The organism is Curtobacterium sp. C2H10 (genome assembly GCF_025407985.1).
GTDB lineage: Bacteria > Actinomycetota > Actinomycetes > Actinomycetales > Microbacteriaceae > Curtobacterium.
The window spans coordinates 1-18112 of the sequence record NZ_JABXGF010000038.1 but is presented as its reverse complement, the minus strand read 5'-3'; the positions used below and the strand labels follow the sequence as shown (position 1 = coordinate 18112).

14 protein-coding genes and 1 pseudogene are annotated in these 18112 nt (G+C 71.4%); 2 read left to right on the top strand and 13 right to left on the bottom strand.

From position 1 onward, the window contains the following. Nucleotides 1-15 precede the first annotated feature (15 nt). The 6 genes from HWD93_RS13395 to HWD93_RS13370 all read right to left on the bottom strand — a co-directional run bounded on the left by HWD93_RS13395 (nucleotide 16) and on the right by HWD93_RS13370 (nucleotide 9525). Nucleotides 16-966 carry a carbohydrate ABC transporter permease gene (locus HWD93_RS13395; protein WP_374115168.1) on the bottom strand — a complete coding sequence of 317 codons (951 nt, stop codon included), beginning with the start codon at nucleotides 964-966 and terminating at the stop codon, nucleotides 16-18. Nucleotides 967-1079: 113 nt separating this feature from the next. After that, on the bottom strand, nucleotides 1080-2438 hold the full coding sequence (locus tag HWD93_RS13390; RefSeq protein WP_071302119.1) for an extracellular solute-binding protein: 1359 nt from the start codon (nucleotides 2436-2438) through the stop codon (nucleotides 1080-1082). Between the two features lie 121 nt (nucleotides 2439-2559). Next, nucleotides 2560-3399 (bottom strand): PhzF family phenazine biosynthesis protein, encoded by an 840-nt coding sequence (locus HWD93_RS13385; protein WP_261647076.1) that lies wholly within the window; start codon nucleotides 3397-3399, stop codon nucleotides 2560-2562. A gap of 119 nt (nucleotides 3400-3518) precedes the next feature. Beyond that, on the bottom strand, nucleotides 3519-6032 hold the full coding sequence (locus HWD93_RS13380; protein WP_261647075.1) for a lamin tail domain-containing protein: 2514 nt from the start codon (nucleotides 6030-6032) through the stop codon (nucleotides 3519-3521). Nucleotides 6033-6220: 188 nt separating this feature from the next. Then, the gene (locus HWD93_RS13375; RefSeq protein ID WP_261647074.1) at nucleotides 6221-7465 is read right to left on the bottom strand and encodes an ROK family transcriptional regulator; all 1245 of its coding nucleotides are present in this window, start codon (nucleotides 7463-7465) and stop codon (nucleotides 6221-6223) included. 20 nt (nucleotides 7466-7485) lie between these two features. After that, complete coding sequence (locus tag HWD93_RS13370; RefSeq protein WP_071294757.1) at nucleotides 7486-9525, bottom strand: acyltransferase family protein; 2040 nt, start codon at nucleotides 9523-9525, stop codon at nucleotides 7486-7488. A gap of 76 nt (nucleotides 9526-9601) precedes the next feature. Between HWD93_RS13370 and HWD93_RS13365 the strand changes: the two genes are divergently transcribed. Continuing rightward, complete coding sequence (locus HWD93_RS13365) at nucleotides 9602-10060, top strand: GNAT family N-acetyltransferase (protein WP_229085242.1); 459 nt, start codon at nucleotides 9602-9604, stop codon at nucleotides 10058-10060. Beyond that, nucleotides 10057-10392: an MGMT family protein gene (locus tag HWD93_RS13360; RefSeq protein ID WP_092385188.1), complete on the top strand. Its 336-nt coding sequence runs from the start codon at nucleotides 10057-10059 to the stop codon at nucleotides 10390-10392. Before HWD93_RS13365 ends, HWD93_RS13360 begins: the two co-directional genes overlap by 4 nt. A 9-nt stretch (nucleotides 10393-10401) precedes the next feature. Here the strand turns inward: HWD93_RS13360 and HWD93_RS13355 are convergent, their stop codons facing one another. The 7 genes and pseudogenes from HWD93_RS13355 to HWD93_RS13325 all read right to left on the bottom strand — a co-directional run. Continuing rightward, nucleotides 10402-10827: a DUF805 domain-containing protein gene (locus HWD93_RS13355; RefSeq protein ID WP_070417755.1), complete on the bottom strand. Its 426-nt coding sequence runs from the start codon at nucleotides 10825-10827 to the stop codon at nucleotides 10402-10404. A 120-nt stretch (nucleotides 10828-10947) separates the two neighbouring features. Further along, nucleotides 10948-12756, bottom strand: a complete 1809-nt coding sequence (locus HWD93_RS13350) for an ABC transporter ATP-binding protein (RefSeq protein ID WP_071294800.1) — start codon at nucleotides 12754-12756, stop codon at nucleotides 10948-10950. Between the two features lie 110 nt (nucleotides 12757-12866). Next, nucleotides 12867-14690, bottom strand: coding sequence for an ABC transporter ATP-binding protein (locus HWD93_RS13345; protein WP_261647072.1), 1824 nt, complete (start codon nucleotides 14688-14690; stop codon nucleotides 12867-12869). A 318-nt stretch (nucleotides 14691-15008) separates the two neighbouring features. After that, the gene (locus HWD93_RS13340) at nucleotides 15009-15215 is read right to left on the bottom strand and encodes a hypothetical protein (RefSeq protein ID WP_139199214.1); all 207 of its coding nucleotides are present in this window, start codon (nucleotides 15213-15215) and stop codon (nucleotides 15009-15011) included. 142 nt (nucleotides 15216-15357) lie between these two features. Continuing rightward, complete coding sequence (purH, locus tag HWD93_RS13335; RefSeq protein ID WP_261647071.1) at nucleotides 15358-16992, bottom strand: bifunctional phosphoribosylaminoimidazolecarboxamide formyltransferase/IMP cyclohydrolase; 1635 nt, start codon at nucleotides 16990-16992, stop codon at nucleotides 15358-15360. Next, complete coding sequence (gene purN / locus HWD93_RS13330; protein WP_070417751.1) at nucleotides 16989-17582, bottom strand: phosphoribosylglycinamide formyltransferase; 594 nt, start codon at nucleotides 17580-17582, stop codon at nucleotides 16989-16991. Before purN ends, purH begins: the two co-directional genes overlap by 4 nt. 23 nt (nucleotides 17583-17605) lie before the next feature. Continuing rightward, nucleotides 17606-18112, bottom strand: a pseudogene (locus tag HWD93_RS13325) (hypothetical protein); the annotation flags it as partial.

The following is an 18112-nucleotide window of genomic DNA, read 5'->3' as shown; positions in this document are numbered from 1 at the left end:
GGGCAGTGATGGCCATCAGTCCACCTCCGGCTTCAGTGCCTTGATGTAGATGATCGAGAAGACCGCGCCGACCACGAGCAGGATCGTCGCGATCGCCGTCCCGAAGCCGAGCTGCGAGAACTTGAACGCCTCTTGGTAGGCGAGGATCGGCAGGGTCGACGAGTTGGTCCCGGGACCGCCGCCGGTCATGACGAAGATCAGCGTGAAGACCGACAGCGTCTGCAGCGTCGTCAGCATGAGGTTCGTCGAGATCGACCGGCGGATGACCGGCAGGGTGATGTAGACGAGGCGCTGCCAGCCGGCGGCTCCGTCCACCTCGGCGGACTCGGTGATCTCCTCGGGGACCTCCTGCACGGCGGCGGAGTAGACGAGCATCGAGAAGGCCGTACCGCGCCAGATGTTCGCCAGGATGACGGCGAGCATCGGGTACGTGTAGAGCCAGTTCGGGCCGCTGATCCCGATCGACCGCAGGAACTCGTTGAGTGTGCCCTCGTCGTTGAAGAACGCGTACGCGGCGAACGAGGCGACGATCTCGGGCAGGACCCACGCGGCGACGACGAACGTGCCCACGATCGCGCGGACGGCCTTGTTCGCCGAGCGCATGAGCAGGGCGAGCCCGAGCCCGAGCACGTTCTGGCCCACGACCGCGGACGCGAGCAGGAACACGATGGTGAGGATGACGGACTTCGGGAAGTCCGGGTCCTGGAACAGCTCGACGTAGTTCTGGAAGCCGACGAACTGCTGGTCGGCGGCGCCGACCCCGGTCAGCGCCGAGTTGGTGAACGACCCGTAGAACGACGAGATGACGGGGCCGAGCAGGAAGATGACGAGGAGGACGACGGCGGGGAGGAGCGGGACCGCTCGTCCCACGTTCCGCAGCGGCCTCCGCTTGCGCGGGACCGGCGGATCGGTGCGCTTCGGCGCACCGGGCGCCGACAGCGTCGGCGCGAGGGGGGTGCTGGACACGGTGGTTGCCTTCCGGGTGCGGAGAGGGGTTCCGAAGGTGGGTGGGGTCGGACGGGAGGCGCGGCGCACGACGCGAGCCGCGCCTCCAGTCCGTCAGGTGGTCACCGCAGCGATCAGCCGGAGACCGTGTTCTCCTTGCCGACCACCTGTTCGACGGCCTTGTCGTAGGCGGCGGCCGCCTGCTTCGGCGTCTGCTGCCCCGTCATCACCGCCTCCATCGCGACCTGGATCGCGTTGGACACCTGCGAGTAGTCACTCGTCGCCGGGCGGAAGTTGGTGTGCTCGACGAGCCCGGAGAAGAACTTGAACGTGGGGTTCGCGTCCGTGTAGGCGGTGTCCTCGGCGACGTCCTTGCGGACGGCGATCTGGCTGTTCTCGCTGTCGTACTTGAGCGACCCGTCCTTGTCGAGGAACTTCGCGATGAAGTCGAACGCCGCCTGCGGGTTCTTCGAGTTCTTGCCGACCGCGAGGGTCCAGCCACCGGACATCGAGTTGTAGCCGGGCTCCTGGCCGTTCTGGGTCGGCATCGGCGCCTGGCCCATCACGTCGTTCCACTCGGCCCACGGAGCCGTGCCGGACTTCAGCCACGTGCCGGACTGCCAGGACCCGTCGAGGTCGATGGCGAGCTTGCCCTGCGGGAGCCACGTCTGGGCGATGGTCGTCCCGACGTTCGTGTCGAGCGCCTGCTGCGGCGTGGGTCCGAGGTCACCCTGGTAGACGTCCTTGATGAACTGCAGCGAGTCCTCGAACTGCTTCGAGCCGGTGACCCACTTCTTGTCCTTGTAGAGCGTGTTGCCGGAGCCGTCCGCGCCGTACAGGAGCATCTCGAAGCCCTGCATGGTCGAGGCCTCGCCCTGCGCCTTGCCCGAGTAGATGTTGAACGGGATGATGTCGGGCTTCTTGTCCTTGATCGTCTTCGCGGCCGCGAGCACGTCGTCCCAGGTCTTGGGCTGCCACGGGACGGGCAGGCCGACCTCCTTGAAGATGTCCTTGTTGTACCAGAGGGCCCGGGTGTCGGTGCCCATCGGGACGCCGTAGATCTTGCCGTCGTCGCCCTGCCCGGCCTGCTTGGCGTTGTCGTAGAACTGGCTCCAGTCCTTCCACTTCGCCGTGTACTTGTCGAGCGGCAGGAGGTAGCCCGCCTCGGCGTCGGCCTTGATGAGGAAGGTGTCCTCGTACATGACGTCCGGCGCGGTCGCCGGCGCCTTGTTCATGAGCGCGAGCTTCGTGTAGTAGTCGTTGCCCTGGGCCTGGATGGGGACGAGCGTGACCTTCTTGCCCGGGTTCTCCTTCTCGTACTCCTTCTTGACGACCTTCATCTGGGCGTCGAGCTGCTGGAAGGCACCGAACTTCTGGTACGCGATCTTGATGGTGTCGCTCGAGGCGGAGCCTGAGCTGGAACAACCAGCCAGACCGACCGCGGCGACTGCCACGGCTGCGAGTCCGGCGATGATTCGGGTGCGGCGTTTCATCGGTGCTCCTTTGCACGGGATGTTCGCGGGCTCCGTCACCCGCGCGCAGGATTACTCCACCGTATTGACTTATCCGTGTCAAGAGCTGTGGCGTGTCGATTCGGTCACGCTCCCGGACGACTCAGACCGGAGTGGCACCGCCCGTGACCGTGATGCCGCCGGTCGCCGGGACGTCGACGAGCAGCACGCTCGGCCGTCCGACGTGGCGTCCCTGCCGGATCACCACGCGGTCGCCGGGCTGCACGGCCCCGATCTCGCGCAGGTACGCGCCGGTCGATGCCGCCGCCGAACCGGTCGCCGGGTCCTCGGTGATCCGGCCGGCCGGGAAGAGGTTGCGCGCCTCGTACTCCAGCGCGTCGGTGCGGTGCAGGACCGTGACCGTCCCCGCCCAGCCGGCCTCGCGCTTGAGGGCCGCGAGGGGCTCCGGGGCGAAGCGGAACTGGTGGAACAGCTCGACGTCGGCGAGGACGATCACCGGGTGCCAGTTGCCGGCGAAGGACTCGAGCACCGGGAAGCCCGCCGCGACGTCGTCGACCGTCAGGCCGAGCAGGGCGAACAGGCGGTCGCGGAGGTCGGGGTCGAGCGGCCGGGACGCCGGCTGGACGCTCGTCATCGCGACCTGCACGCTGCCGTCCGGAGCGGTCGTGGCGACGAGGGCGATCTCCCCCGCGGCGGTCGTGAAGACCCGGCGTCCGAGGCCCTCGCGCTCGGCGAGCACCACGGCCGTGGCGATCGTGGCGTGGCCGCAGAACGGGACCTCGGCCGCCGGCGAGAAGTACCGCAGGCGCGGGCCCGCGGCGGTCTGCCCGGTGACGAAGGCGGTCTCGGGGTACCCGACCTCCTGCGCGATCGCGAGCATCTCGTCGTCGGAGAGGTCGGCCGCGTCGAGCACGATGCCGGCGGGGTTGCCGCCGCCCGGCTCGGCGGCGAAGGCGGTGTACCGGAGGATCTCGTTGTGCACCCTGCGACCGTACCGCCGCGGGCGCGTGGGCCTCGCGGGCGCCGCGGCCCGCGGACGCGCGTTCGTGAGCAGGAACGGTCGGGTCCGCACCACGAACCCGACCATTCCTGCTCACCAGATCACTCCGAGGCGGGGATCCCCCGGCGCCGACGGAGCACGAGCACGCCCGCACCGGCGGCCAGGAGCAGGAACGCCGCCACGGCGCCGACCCCGAGCCCCTCGGCACCCGTGAACGCCAGCGCACCGGTCACGGGGTCGATCGTGATCGTCGTCCAGCCCAGCACCGTGCCGTCCTCGGCGGTCACCACGATGCGGTGTTCGCCTGCGGGGGCGTCGGCCGGGATGGTCGCCGTGACCGTTCCGTCCGCCGCGACCGTGGCCGTCCCGAGCAGCGTCGGCGTGGAGAACATCCAGACGTGCACCTGCTGCCCGGCGTACCGGGTGCCGACGGCGATCGTGATCGTCTCGCCGGGGCGCGCCGTGGCCGGGGCGGTGAGCGTGCCGCGGTTCGCCTCGGTCAGGGACGACTCGGACGGTGCGACGGGCGCACCCGAGGGCGAGGTGCCCGTTCCGGGGGTGGAGCCACCCGGCGCGGTGTCACCCGGGGCGGGTGTCGACCCGCCACCCGGCGTCGGCGTCGGCGTCGTGCCACCGTCGCCCGGCGTCCCACCATCGCCCGGCGTCCCGCCGTCGCCCGGGGTCCCGCCGTCGCCCGGGGTCCCGCCGTCGCCCGGGGTCCCGCCGTCGCCCGGCGTCCCACCATCGCCCGGCGTCCCACCGTCGCCCGGCGTCGACGAGTCGCACGGGTAGGTGCCCGTCCGGAGCGAGAACCCGTCCGTGTCGTTGTCATCGGCGTAGAAGGTCGCCCGCGAGCCACCCGTGCAGACACCCGAGATCGCGAAGCCCTCGTTCGCCAGCGTCCGGTCGGCGTTCGACGGCGCCTCGTAGACGTTCGTCGCCGCGAAGGCTCCGTCGGCCACCTCGTACAGCGCCGTCCGGCCCGAGCACGCGTCGTCGCAGACCACCCAGAGCGCGTCGAGCGTCGGGTCGAACTGGACGTCCGCGACGACGGAGAACGGCGTCGCGATCGTGGCCACCCGCTGGAAGGCACCGTCGGACATCAGGGCGTACGCGTACACGCTGGCCGTGCCCTCGACGCCGACGAAGAACAGCCCGTCACCGTGTCCGGTGTAGGTCGCCGGCGTGTACGCGGCGCCGGTGTGCTCGTCCGCGAAGCCGTGCGCGGTGAGCCAGGAGTCCGGGACCCAGGTGACGCCCTCGAGTCCCGCGTTCGCGCCGAGCCCGGGGAAGTCCGCCGCGAGGTTCCACTCGTCGGTGGCGTCCAGGGTCGACTGGGAGCCGTCGGTGGTGGCGAAGCGCAGGACGGCCGGGCGGCTCGTGGACGACACGTCGTTGTTCCGCTCGGTCGAGACGTAGACCGCGCCGGGGTCGTCGGACGTGACGGTGACGCCCTCGGCATCCGGGGTGCCGGAGCCGTCGGCGTAGTGCAGTTCCGTACCGGCCGCGTTCGAGGGCGCCCATCCGCCCTCGCCGTCGGACACGAGGTGGTAGAGCAGCCCGTCGCCGTTCTGCACGGCCCAGAGCTGCCCGGCAGCCGAACCCGACGTCGGACCCGAACCCGAGGCCGTCCAGTCGATGCCGCTCAGGTCACCGGTGAAGGTGTCCTCGTCGTCGAGCACCCGCTCGTCCGGACCGCCGGGCCACGCCTCGGCGGTGACCACCCCGGCGAACCGGTTCGCGGCGCCCTTGGTCGGCACCGAGGTCTCCGCGAACGCGCCGGTGCCGTCGGGGTTCCGGCCGTACGTCGTCGCGGCGTGCGCGGTCCACGTGTACGAGTCGACGACGTCGCCACGAGGATCGAAGACCCGCGCCGAGTCCGCCTTGCCCAGCCCGAACCCGAAGTCCTGCTCGTCGAGGACGGTGAAGCCGCCCGGTGCGACGGTCGTGCCGTTCGGGATCGTGTACGCGTGCGTGTCGTCGCTGTCCCGGAACACGTACCCGCCGAGGTCGACCGTGGTCGTCCCGACGTTCGTCAGCTCGACCCAGTCGCCCGGGGTCCCACCGTCGGACTCCACCTCGTTGATGCGCACCGGCGAGGAGCAGTCGTTCGCCGCACCCTTCGTCGACGCCGTGGTGTCCACGAGCGCGCCGGTCCCGTCCGGGCAGCGCCCGTACGTCACCGCGGCGTGCGCCGTCCACGAGTACCGCAGCACGAGGTCGCCGGCCGGGTCGTACACCCTGGCGGTGTCGGCGCCGCCGAGCCCGAAGTCGAAGCCGGGAGCGGTCGCCGACACCTGGTCGATGACGAAGTACCCGCCGGCGGCGATGGTCGAACCGGCGGGCAGGACGTACGCCTCGTGCGAGCTGTCGTCGTCGAGGAACGCGTACCCGGACAGGTCGATCGCCGCCGACGAGGTGTTCCGCAGTTCGACCCAGTCGGTGTCGTCGCCGTTCGACTCGACCTCGTTCACGACGAGTCCGTTCGGGCTCGCGGCGCCGGACGGATCGTCGTCACCGACGGCAGCGGAGGCGGGCGACGTCGTCAGCACGCCGGCGGCGACGACGAGGGCGGCGGCGACGGACGCGCCGAGGCGCAGAGCACGGGGATGCATGCAGAGTCCTTCTCAGGAGTTCGGGGGGACCTGCACGACTGTTCAGCATCCGGGCATCCGGCCGGTGGCGGCGAGGTGAACGACGGGTGTCGCGCGCGACACGGGGAACGGCACCGTGTGCCGGACGGGAGGCGCGGGTCGGGACCGCACCGCGCCTCCCGTCACGGGCTGGTCGCGACCGACCTCCGTCAGCGACGGATGAGGAGGGTGCTCGCCCGCGGCGACAGCGCCGCGTCGAGGACGAGGCAGGCCGCGCCGACCGCGGCCACGTCCGCTCCGCGACCGCTCTCGGTCACGACGACGGGGTGCTTCGGCACGAGCAGCGGCGAACCGACGATCGCCTCGCGCGCAGCGGGGAGGGCCGCGCTCGCGATCCGCGACCAGAACGGGCCACCGAACACCACGCGGTCGATGTCGAGCAGGTTGACGATGAGGACGACGGCGTTGCCCATCACGGTCCCCGCCTCGGCCGCGAGCCCCACGGCGACCGGGTCCTCAGTGTCGATCGCCGCGCCGAGCGCATCCCAGGCACGGTCGACCGCGGCGACGTCCGCGGGCGCGCCGCCGAGCGCGAGCCCCCGGGCCTGCGCGATGTGCACGAGGCGGTCCGGTGCCACCGCCGCTCCGACCTCGCCCCGCGTGCCCTCGCCGTCCGGCGTCCCAGCGAGCGAGCCCTGGTCGACCATGATGTGCCCGGCGTCGCCAGCGTTCGACCCGACCCCGCGGACGGGCTCGTGGTCGACGGCGAGGCCCACGCCGAAGCCGGTGCCGAAGTACACGAAGGCGAAGTTCCGGGCGGAGGACTCCCCAGCGAGGAACATCTCCCCCACCACGGCCGCCGTGACGTCCTTCTCGAGGAGCACCGGGTACCCGGTCGCCTCGGCGAGCGCGTCGCGCAGGGGGACGTCGCGCCACCGCGGCAGGAAGGGCGGGTCGAGCACCACGCCGGCGTCGACGTCGATGGGTCCGGGGCTGGCGATGCCGACCCCGAGCACGGCCTCGACGTCGACGCGGGCGCCCGATACGAGCTCGTCGATCGCGGTCGCGATGGTCCGGACGACCTCGGACGGGTCGTCCGCGGTCGGGGTCGACGTGGTGCTCGACGCGACCACGGTGCCTGCGAGGTCGAGCAGCACGTACGTCACGACGGCCGGGTCCACGTGCACCCCGACGGCGTAGCGGCTGCCGGCCTCGAGTCGCAGGATCGTGCGGGGCTTCCCGCGACCGGACACGACCGTGCCGGACTCGGCGATCATCCCCGCCTCGATGAGGAACCGCGTGACGTTCGACACGGTCTGCGCGCTGAGGCCCGTGCGGGAGGCGAGTTCGACGCGGCTCAGCCCGTCCGGCGAGCGGCGCACGGCGTCGAGCACCACCGTCCGGTTGAACCCGCCGATCGACGGCAGGTTCGCCCCGCGCCGATGCTCTGCCATGCCGCGACCATACCGCGCTGTCACCTCTCGGCGAGTACCGCTTCGCGGAGGACCACGGCGAGACGCTCGGAGAACTCGCGCGTGATGTGTTGGCCGTCCTTCCGGATCAGGACGTCGTCCGCGAGGACCGGGCAGCGGCCGTCGACGCAGTACCAGCCGCTCGAATCGACGAAGTCCACGCCCGCCCGGGACTCGGCGACTCGACGCTCGGCAGCGGCTCCGAGCTGGTACGCGTCCGACAGTTCCGAGGTGCACGCGTCCGGGCCGTTCAGCCGCAACGCCGCACACTGCGACGGGTCCCCGCCCTGCGGCACCGCGGCGACGAAGACGACCCGGGCACCCGAGCCGGCGACGGCGTCGACGAACCGACCGGCGGCGGCTTCCCACTCGCGCGCAGCTTCGGGCAGACTCGGGCGCCCGACGAGCTGCGCGACCCCGTCGTACCCGTGGGTGACGACCACGATGTCCGGCGTCGTCTCGTTGATCTCGTCGATGGCCGCGGCTCGTTGCTCATTGCACCGCCTGCGATCGTCGTCTGACTTCCCGCGCACGGCGATGTCGAGCATCGGACAGCCGCTGGCGGTCAACCCGCGCACGATCGAGTCATGTCCGAAGGCCCCGACAGCCGCGGGCATCAGGGCGACCCCCACGGAGCTCCCCACGACCGTGACCTGTCGGACGGGATCATCCGCCGCGAAGCGACACGACCCGGGATCGCCGATGACAGTCCGGTCGCACGCCTCGTACCCTTGCGGCGGCCCCGGCACCAGTTCGTCCAGCGCCGGGGTGAGTCCGACCGGCCACCGTTCCGACCGGAGACCATTCCCGAGCGCGGCACCGAGGGACCGCGGGGTCCAGGGTTCGGCGACCGCGCTGGCCACCCCGTCGCCGACCCGCTCGGTCTGCGGGGTCGGGGCTGCCGTGAGCGTACCCGTCCCGAACGCCACCACCGCGAACGACGCGACCGAGGCGACGACGCGGACGGTCGCACAGGGTCGGCGTCCGACCCGCATCGCCGGGAGTTCCACCCAGCGGCGCGACAGTCCGCCGAGGACGAGCCCGACGAGGACGGCCGCGCTCCCGGCGACCGCTCGCTGCTCAGGGAAGACGTACGCCGCCGCGACGATCGCCGGGAAGTGCCAGAGGTAGATCGAGTAGGACGCTCCGCCGACCCACTGCACCGGGCGCCACCGGAGGACAGGGAGCGGAGGAAGCCCCTGCCCGGAGACGAGCACCACGATCGTTCCCACGACCGCCAGGACCGCGTCGGGGACCGGGACGGCATCCGCACCAGGGGCGGTGAGGGCGGCGACCCCGATGATCCCGAGCCCGGACAGGACGCCGCCGACGCGGATGCAGGCCGGCACGCGCTGCGTCCGCGCACCGACTGGGACCGAGAGTGCTCCGAGGGCGGCTCCGGCGGCCAGTTCCCAGAGACGCGATCCCGTGTCGAAGTACGAGGCTGCTGGCGCGGTCGTCCCCGCCGACGCGGCCCAGGCCACGGACGCGACGAGCACGAGCACCGAGGCCGCGACGGCGATGCGTCGCACCGAGACGGCGTCGGGTCGACGGAGCGATCGCCAGAGGACCGCCACGAGCAGCGGGAACACGACGTAGAACTGGAGCTCGACACTGAGCGACCAGAAGTGCTGGAGGGGGGACGTCGAGGACGCCGACGCCCAGTAGTCAGCGTCACGGCCGAGGAACACCCAGTTCACGATGCCGAGCGCGGCCGCTCCCGAATCGCGCAGGACGGACGCGGCGAGCGGCTGGCGGAGCGCGACCACAGCGCCGATCGCCACGACGGCGAGGGTCAGCACCGCTGCCGGGAACAGCCGCCAGAAACGGCGGCGGAGGAAGCCGCCGAGTGCGAAGCGTCCGGTTCGCACTCGTTCGGACACCATCGATCGCGCGAGCAGGTACCCGGAGAGCGCGAAGAACACGTCGACGCCGACCCACCCGCCGATCGGGACGCCGAACGCGTGGACGCAGACGACGAGCAGGACGGCGACTGCCCGCAACGCGGTGAGGTCGTGGCGGATCCGTCGATCGAAGGTCATGATGTTGACATATTACATGTCATGCGTTGGGATCGGTATTGGCCCCCACACGGGTCGCACGGCTACCCTGAGCGGCATGACGGACCTCCGCCTCGAAGAACTCTCCGCGTCGACCGCTGCGGCGGCGAACTCCCTGACGCTCAAGCCCGGGCAGGAGCAGTTCGTGCAGCCGACGACCTACGGCGTCGCGGAGTCGGACGTGAAGCCGAGCTCGGCGTGGACGCGCGTGGTCCTCGACGGCGACGAGGTCGTCGGCATGATCATCGGCACCTTCGACGAGGACAACGCCGAGGAAGAACTGCGCAGCGCGATCTGGCGGGTCAACGTGTCCGCGACGGCACAGGGCCGGGGCGTCGGTCGCTTCGCGGTGCACGGCCTCGCCGACGAGGCCCGCAACCGTGGGCTCGAGCGCCTCACCGTCGTGTACGAACCCGGTGGCGACGACAGCCCCGAGGCGTTCTTCCGCGCCGTCGGGTTCGAGGTCGTGCGCGAGACCCAGTACGGCGACCACTTCGCGGTTCTGCCGTTGGTGTGACCGAGACTCCCCCCGACGACTTCGGCGCAGCCGTCGCCGAGGTCGTCCGGCTCATCCCGGCAGGTCACGTGATGACCTACGGCGACGTGGCCGCGGCGCTCGGCTCCCGGGCGTCGCGTGCCGTCGGCAAGGTCATGGCGCACGAGGGCTCCGACCTGCCGTGGTGGCGCGTGGTGCGGTCCGGCGGCCTGCCCCCGGTGCACCACGAGGCCCGGGCGCACGAGCACTACCGCGCCGAGGGCACCCCGCTCGTGCAGGGGACGACGACCTGGAGGATCGACATGCGTCGGGCGCGCTGGTCACCTGCCACGGACGCGGACGACCCGTTCTGAGCGGCGCCCTCACGCGTCGAAGCGTGCGCCCTTCGGGTTCGACGGCAGCAGGCACATGACGAAGAGCACGAGCGAGCCGATGCCGACCACCACGTGCAGGAACTGCCAGAAGCCGGAGAGGTTCGCGTCGTGCAGCCGTCGGGCGCCGAGGGCGAGGGACCCGATCAGCGTCGCCAACCCCCACAGCACGAACAGGTAGGAGCCGACCGGGTTCTCGAGCACCGGGGTGTCCGGCGTGAAGACCTGCGGCACGAGCTGCAGCACCAGGCCGATCGCGAGCGACGTGATCCACCACCACCAGAACTCGGAACGGGAGGCCCGCCCGGTGAACACGGTGTACTTCCGCCAGAACCGCCGGACGGCCTCGGTGAAGGGTGCCCCGTAGAAGGGGTCGCGCAGGGCCACGCCGCCGGGCTGCACGCTGTCGTCGCTCATGGGTCAACCCAACCACGTGGAACCACGAATCCGACGTGGAACCAGCGCGAGTGCGTGGTTCAACGTCGGATCCGTGGTTCGTCCGACAGTGACGATCGACAGCGTCGATCGACGGCGCCGCTACACGAGCGAGTCCCGCCAGGCCGCGTGCAGCTGCGCGAACCGTCCGGTCCCGGCGATGAGGTCGTCCGGGGTGCCGTCCTCGACGATCCGGCCGTACTCCATCACGAGCACCCGGTGCGCGATCGCCACGGTCGACAGCCGGTGCGCGATGATCACCGCGGTCCGGTCGGCGAGCAGCGTCTCGAGCCCCTCCTGCACGAGTCGCTCCGACGGGATGTCGAGCGACGCCGTGGCCTCGTCGAGGATGAGCACCTTCGGGTCCGCGATGAACGCCCGGGCGAACGACAGGAGCTGCCGCTGCCCGGCCGACACCCGGCCGCCGCGCTTGTTCACGTCGGTGTCGTACCCGTCGGGCAGCGCCATGATGAACTCGTGCGCGCCGACCGCCTTCGCCGCCGACTCGATCTCGGACCGTGACGCCCCCGGCTTGCCGAGCGCGATGTTGTCCGCGACGGTGCCGGAGAACAGGTACGCCTCCTGCGTGACCATGACGATCGCGCGGCGCATGTCTTTCGTGTCGAGGTCCCGCAGGTCCACGCCGTCGAGCTTGACCGAGCCCTGCGACGGGTCGTAGAAGCGCGCCATGAGCTTGGCGAGTGTCGACTTGCCGGCACCGGTCGACCCGACGAGCGCGATCGTCTGCCCCGCCGGGATGTGCAGGTCGAACTCGGGCAGGACGACCTTGCCCTTGTTGTAGGCGAACACGACGTCGTCGAAGTCCATCCGCCCGGTGGCGTCCGGCAGCTTCACCGGCTTCGCGGGGTCCGGCACGCTCGGCCGTTCCTCGAGCACGCCCGAGATCTTCTCCATCGCGGCCGAGGCCGACTGGTACCCGTTGTAGAACATCGCGAGTTCCTGGGCCGGGTCGAAGAAGCGCTTGGCGTACAGCGCGACCGCGAGCAGCGCGCCGACCTCGAGCGTCCCGCCGACGATCCGGAAGCCGCCGACGACGACGACCGCGGCCAGCGTGACGTTGCCGATGAGCACGAGCACCGGGTCGAAGGTCCCGAACAGGTTGAACACCTTCGTGTTCGCCTGCCGGTAGTCCTCGACGTAGCCGCCGTACTCGTCGCGGTTCCGGGACTCCTTGCGGAACGCCTGCACCGCCCGGATGCCCGTCATCGTCTCGACGAAGTGCACGATCACGCGCGCCGAGGTGACACGGGTGGCGCGGAACAGCGTCTGCGAGTTGGACTGGAACCAGCGGATCAGGAACCACAGCGGCACGAGCGACACCGCGAGCACGAGCCCGGACGTCGGGTCGAGCGCCACGAGTGCGATGGCGGTGAACACCATGTACAGCACGCCCTGGATGAGCTGGTTCAGCCCGGAGTCGAGCAGCTCGCGGATCGAGTCGAGGTCACTCGTCTGGCGGGAGATGATCCGACCGGACGTGTAGGTCTCGTGGAACTCGAGCGAGAGCCGCTGCGTGTGCAGGAACACCCGCTTGCGCAGGTCGAACAGGATCGCCTGGCTGATCCGCGCCGCCAGCACCGTGTACCAGGCCGTGAGCACGGCGCCGAGCACCGCCACGACGATGTACGTCGCGACGACGCCGAACGCCGGCACCCAGTCGTTCTGCTCCATCACCGCCGGCAGGGCGTTGTCGATGCCCCAGGCGATGAGCGCCGGTCCCGCGACCGTGCCCGCGGTCGAGACCACGACCACGACGGCGAGGACGACGAGCCGGGCCTTGAGCGGCGCGGCGAGCGACCCGAGCAGGGCGAGGGAGCGGCGCCGCAGGCGCTTGCTCTCCGCCTTGGTGAAGTCCTCGCGCTCCTCGCCGCGCACGCCGAGCGTGGTGATCGACGCGGTGACGGGCGCGGCAGCCTGCGTGTCGGCGATGTCGTCGAGGACGGGATCCGCGCCTCCTGGACCGGCCGACGTGTCGACCGGGAGGTTCTTCTCCTGCTGGCTCATGCCATCGCCTCCTCTCGTGCGGTGGCGTCGTCGTCGTCGAGCGACGAGATGACGTAGCGGTAGTGGTCGTTGTTCGCCATCAGCTCCGAGTGGGTACCGACGGCCGTGACGACGCCGTTCTCCATGAGCGCCACCCGGTCGGCGAGCGTCACGGTCGACGGGCGGTGCGCCACGATGAGCGACGTGGTCTCGGCGAGGACGCGGCGGAGACCGGCCTCGACCCGCGCCTCGGTGTCGACGTCGAGCGCGGACAGCGGGTCGTCGAGGACGAGCACCGACGGCCGCGCCGCGATCGCACGGGCGAGCGCCAGGCGTTGCCGCTGCCCGCCGGAGAGGGACAGGCCCTCTTCGCCGACACGGGTGTCGACCCCGTCGGGCAGGTCGTCCACGAAGGACGCCTGGGCGATGTCGAGGGCCTCGCGCATGAGGGCCTCGGCCTCGTCGCCGGACAGGTCCGGGCGACCGAGCAGCACGTTCTCGCGCACGGTCGTCGAGAACAGCGTGGCGTCCTCGAACGCGACACCGACGTGGCGCCGCAGTTCCGCACGGGTCAGCGAGCGGATGTCGACGCCGTCGATCGTCACGGAGCCGCCCGTGACGTCGTACAGCCGTGGCACGAGCGACAGCAGCGTGGTCTTGCCGCAGCCGGTCAGCCCGACGAGGGCCATGGTCTCACCGGGTCGGAGCTGCAGGTCGACCCCGTTGATGAGGTCCGGGAACTGCGGCGGGGAGTCCTGGTACCGGAAGTGCACGCCGTTGAACGACAGCGCACCGTGCGGCTCCGTGATCGTCTCCGGGTGCTCGGGGTCCGTGATCGTGTTCTCGGAGTCCATGACCTCGAAGAAGCGGTCGACCGCGGTGCGCGTGTCGAACGTCATCGAGAGCAGGAAGCCGATCGACTCGATCGGGAACCGGAGCACCGTCGCCGTCGCGAAGAACGCGAACAGCTGCCCGACGGACAGTTCCCCCTGGCTCGCGAGCCAGATGCCGGCCAGCAGGCAGAGCGCGAACGCGACGTCGGGCACGAGCAGCAGCCACAACCAGATGCCCGCGATCGCCTTCGCCTTCTCGATCTCGGTGCCGCGGAGCGCCTCGGCCTGTTCGCTGAACTCGTCGAGCTTGTAGCGACCGCGGCCGAACGCCTTGAGCACGCGGATGCCGTGCACCGACTGCTCGACGCTCGTGGCGAGGTCGCCGACCTGGTCCTGGCTGCGGCGCGCGACGACGGAGTACCGACGTTCGAACAGCAGGCCGTTGATCCACAGCGGGATCGACGCGACGAGGAACACCAGGCCGAGCAGCCACCCGAAGGTGAACAGCACGACGAAGCCGACGACGATCGTCACGATGTTGACGACCAGCAGCACGACGCCGAAGGCCAGCCACCGGCGGATCAGCGACAGGTCGGACACGGAGCGGGACAGCAGCTGCCCGGACTCCCACCGGTCGTGGAACGCCACCGGCAGGTCCTGCAGCTTCGCGTAGAGCGCGTTCCGCATGCTCGTCTCGATGCGCGTCGACGGCCGCATGACCATCCGACGCCGGGACGCGATGAAGAACGCCTCGAGCACGCCGAGCGCGAGCACACCGAGACCCGCGGGCCAGATCTGTGCGGAGTCCTTCGAGGACAGCGGGCCGTCGACGAGCCACTGCAGGACGTAGGGGATCGCGAGCGCGACCAGGGAGGCGCCCATGGCGGCGAACATGCCGCCGATGAGCCGGCCCTGGTAGGGCTTCACGTAGGGGTAGATCCGCGCGATCGCGCGGAAGGTCGAGGGGCGGTCGGTGGACGGGCGCGCCTGGTCTGGCGTCTTGGACATGGATTGCGTCCTCGTGCGTCGTGCCGAGATCCTCTGGGCCGGCCGCTGCTGTCGCAGCCGTCGGTCTGGAGGCTCGGTGTCCGTTGCGTGGTGGTCGTCGGCCGAGCGGGTCGGTCGCGTCCCGGGCCGTGCCCACCCCGGTGGGGCGTGCTCGGTCCTCGTCGCGGTCGCCCGCCGCCGCGTCGCGCGCGGCGTCGGTTCGGTCGGAGTGCACCGGGAGACAGTCGTCCCCCGGGTTCAGGCGTGGGCTCGCGCTGGCCCGTGCTCGTCGTCGTCGCTGGTGTCGCGGCGGCTCGTCGCTGGCTGTGGGAGGCAGCCCTACGCGGACAGCGGTGCCGTGACGGCGGGCGCACCCCGGTGGGGGTACGGCGCGACGGCCGCGTGGGCGGGACGCGGGCGGATGCCACGTGCCCCACCGAACGGTCGTGCGTCGGGAGCGGTCCCCACGAAGAGCACGAGACCCGCACGGGCAGCCGTCGCCACGGTTCCGGTCGTCGTGTTCATCGTCACTCCAGTCGTCGTCATCGTCACCGTTGTGTCCGCGGTGCCGCCGGCCGGTGTCTGTCGTGGACACTGGGGCCGTCGGCGTGCCTGTCGCGGAGCCTTACAGACTATTCACAGTCGAACGTGGTGCGCAAGCGTTTCCCGGAGTTGCCGGTTGTTCGACTCAGTGGAAGAAGTGCCGCTCGCCCGTGAAGTACATCGTCACGCCGGCAGCCGTGGCCGCGGCGATGACCTCGTCGTCGCGGACGCTCCCACCGGGCTGGGCGACCGCACGGACGCCCGCGTCGAGGAGCACCTGCAGCCCGTCCGCGAAGGGGAAGAAGGCATCGGAGGCCGCGACGCTGCCGGTGGCGCGCTCACCCGCACGGTTCACCGCGAGGTGGCACGAGTCGACCCGGTTCACCTGGCCCATGCCGACGCCGACGCTCGCGCCCTGGTTCGCCAGGAGGATCGCGTTCGACTTCACCGCACGGCTCGCCTTCCACGCGAAGGCGAGGTCGGCCAGGGTCTGCTCGTCGGCCGGTTCGCCCGCGACGAGGGTCCACGTGGACTGGTCGAACGCGGTGAAGCGGTCGGCGTCCTGCACGAGGAACCCGCCGGAGATCTGCTTGACCTCGCGCGGGGCGAGGGCGAAGTCGGTCGGCAGCGTGAGCAGGCGGATGTTCTTCTTCCGCGAGAGGATCTCGATCGCCTCGGGGTCGAAGGCCGGCGCGACGACGACCTCGGTGAAGATGTCGGCGACCGTCTCGGCCATCTGCTTCGTGACGGGTCGGTTGGCGGCGATGACCCCGCCGAACGCCGAGAGCGGGTCGCACGCGTGCGCAGCGGCGTGCGCGGCGGCGATCGGGTCGGCCGCGTCCGCCGGGGCGATCGCGATCCCGCACGGGTTGGCGTGCTTGATGATCGCGACGGCGGGCTCGGCGAAGTCGTAGGCCGCGCGGACGGCGGCATCGGCGTCGACGTAGTTGTTGTACGACATCTCCTTGCCGTGCAGCTGCGCCGCCTGGGCGATCCCGGTGCCACCGGCGCTCGTGTACAGCGCCGCGGCCTGGTGGGCGTTCTCGCCGTACCGGAGCGTCGCCGCGAGGTCGGCGTCCACCGTCAGGTGCTCGTCGAACGACCCCGGCGTCTCGATGTCCCCGCGTGTGGTCGGTGCCGCGGCGTCCGCCACGACGTCGCTCGCGAAGTAGCCGGCGACCGCGGTGTCGTACGCGGCGGTGTGCGCGAAGGCCTGGGCGGCGAGGCGCTTCCGCAGCTCGAGCGTGGTGCCGCCGGCGCGGACGGCCTCGACCACCTCGGCGTAGGACGACGGCGACACGACGATCGCGACGTTCGGGTGGTTCTTCGCCGAGGCGCGGACCATCGCGGGGCCGCCGATGTCGACGTTCTCGACCACGGTCGCGGTGTCGGCACCCGAGGCCACCGTCTCGACGAACGGGTACAGGTTGACCACCACGAGCTCGAACGGCTCGATGCCGAGGTCGGCGAGCTGCTGCTCGTGCGACTCGAGTCGGAGGTCGGCGAGGAGCCCGGCGTGCACCGACGGGTGCAGCGTCTTCACCCGGCCGTCGAGCGACTCGGGGAAGCCCGTGACGCTCGACACGTCCGTGACGGCGTACCCGGCGTCGCGGATGGTCTGCGCCGTGGAACCGGTCGACACGATCTCGACACCGGCGTCGGCGAGGGCCCCGGCGAGCTCGAGCAGGCCGGACTTGTCGCTCACCGAGATGAGCGCCCGCCGCACGGGGACGAGGTCCCGGTCGCGGTACAGGCTGGGGTCGGCTGCGTGCACGCTCATGCGCTCGGGGTGCCCTTCAGGTCGGTGGTGCCGTTGGCGATGTCGAGGATGGTCTGGATGAGCAGGCGTCGCTCGACCGGCTTGATCCGGTCGTGCAGCGTCGACTCGGAGTCGCCGGGGAGCACGGGGACGCGCTCCTGGGCGAGGATCGGACCGCTGTCGACGCCGTCGTCGACCTGGATCACGCTCGCACCGGTCTGCTCCACGCCGGCGGCCAGGGCGTCCCGCACGCCGTGGGCGCCCGGGAACTCGGGCAGGTACGCGGGGTGCGTGTTGATCACCGCGGGGCCGAACTCGGAGACGACCGCCGGCGGCAGCAGCCGCATGAGGCCCGACAGCACGAGCAGGTCCGGCGACCACGGTCGGATCTGGGCGGCGAGCTCGCGGCCCCACTCCTCGCGCGAGTCGAACCGCGAGAACGGCACCGTGAACGTCGGGATGGAGAACTCCTCGCCCAGACCGAGCCCCTCGGCGTCGCGGTCGGCACCGATGGCGACGACCCGGGCGGGGTACTCCGCGTCGAGGGTCGCCTCGAGCAGGGCCCGGAGGTTCGAGCCGGCACCGGAGATCAGGACGACCAGTTCGAGCACGGGACAACCCTACCGGGCTGCGGTCACCGGTCGTCCTTCGGCCGGCGCCACCACGGCAGCTCGTCCTCGGGGATCTGGTCCGTGGCGTCCCACCGCTGCTGCTGCACGGTCGGCGCGGACGGCACCGAGCCGCCCTCGGCACTGACCCGGTCGTCGTGCCGGTCGCCGTGACGGTCGTCGATGTCCTCGACGTCGTCTCGGCCCGCGACGAACTCCTCGGTGCTCCACGGGAACGCGGGCTGCGGCTCCGTCCCCGGCGCACGCGGCACGGTGGCGGCGGCCTCGTCCGGCTCGCGGTCGACGTCGGCTCCGGTGACCCGGTCGCGCAGGTCGCCGGCGCGCTCGCGGACGCCGTCGGCCGCTCCGCGCAGGCGGTCGCGGATCGCGCCGACTCCCCCGCGGCCGGTGGCACGCGGGCGATCGGTGACGCGGTCGGCGGGCACCCGGTCGGCGGCGACGGCGTCGGTGCGGGCCCAGTCCGGCAGTGCGACGTCAGCGTCCGGGTCGCGGTCCGGTGCGGGGTCGGGTGC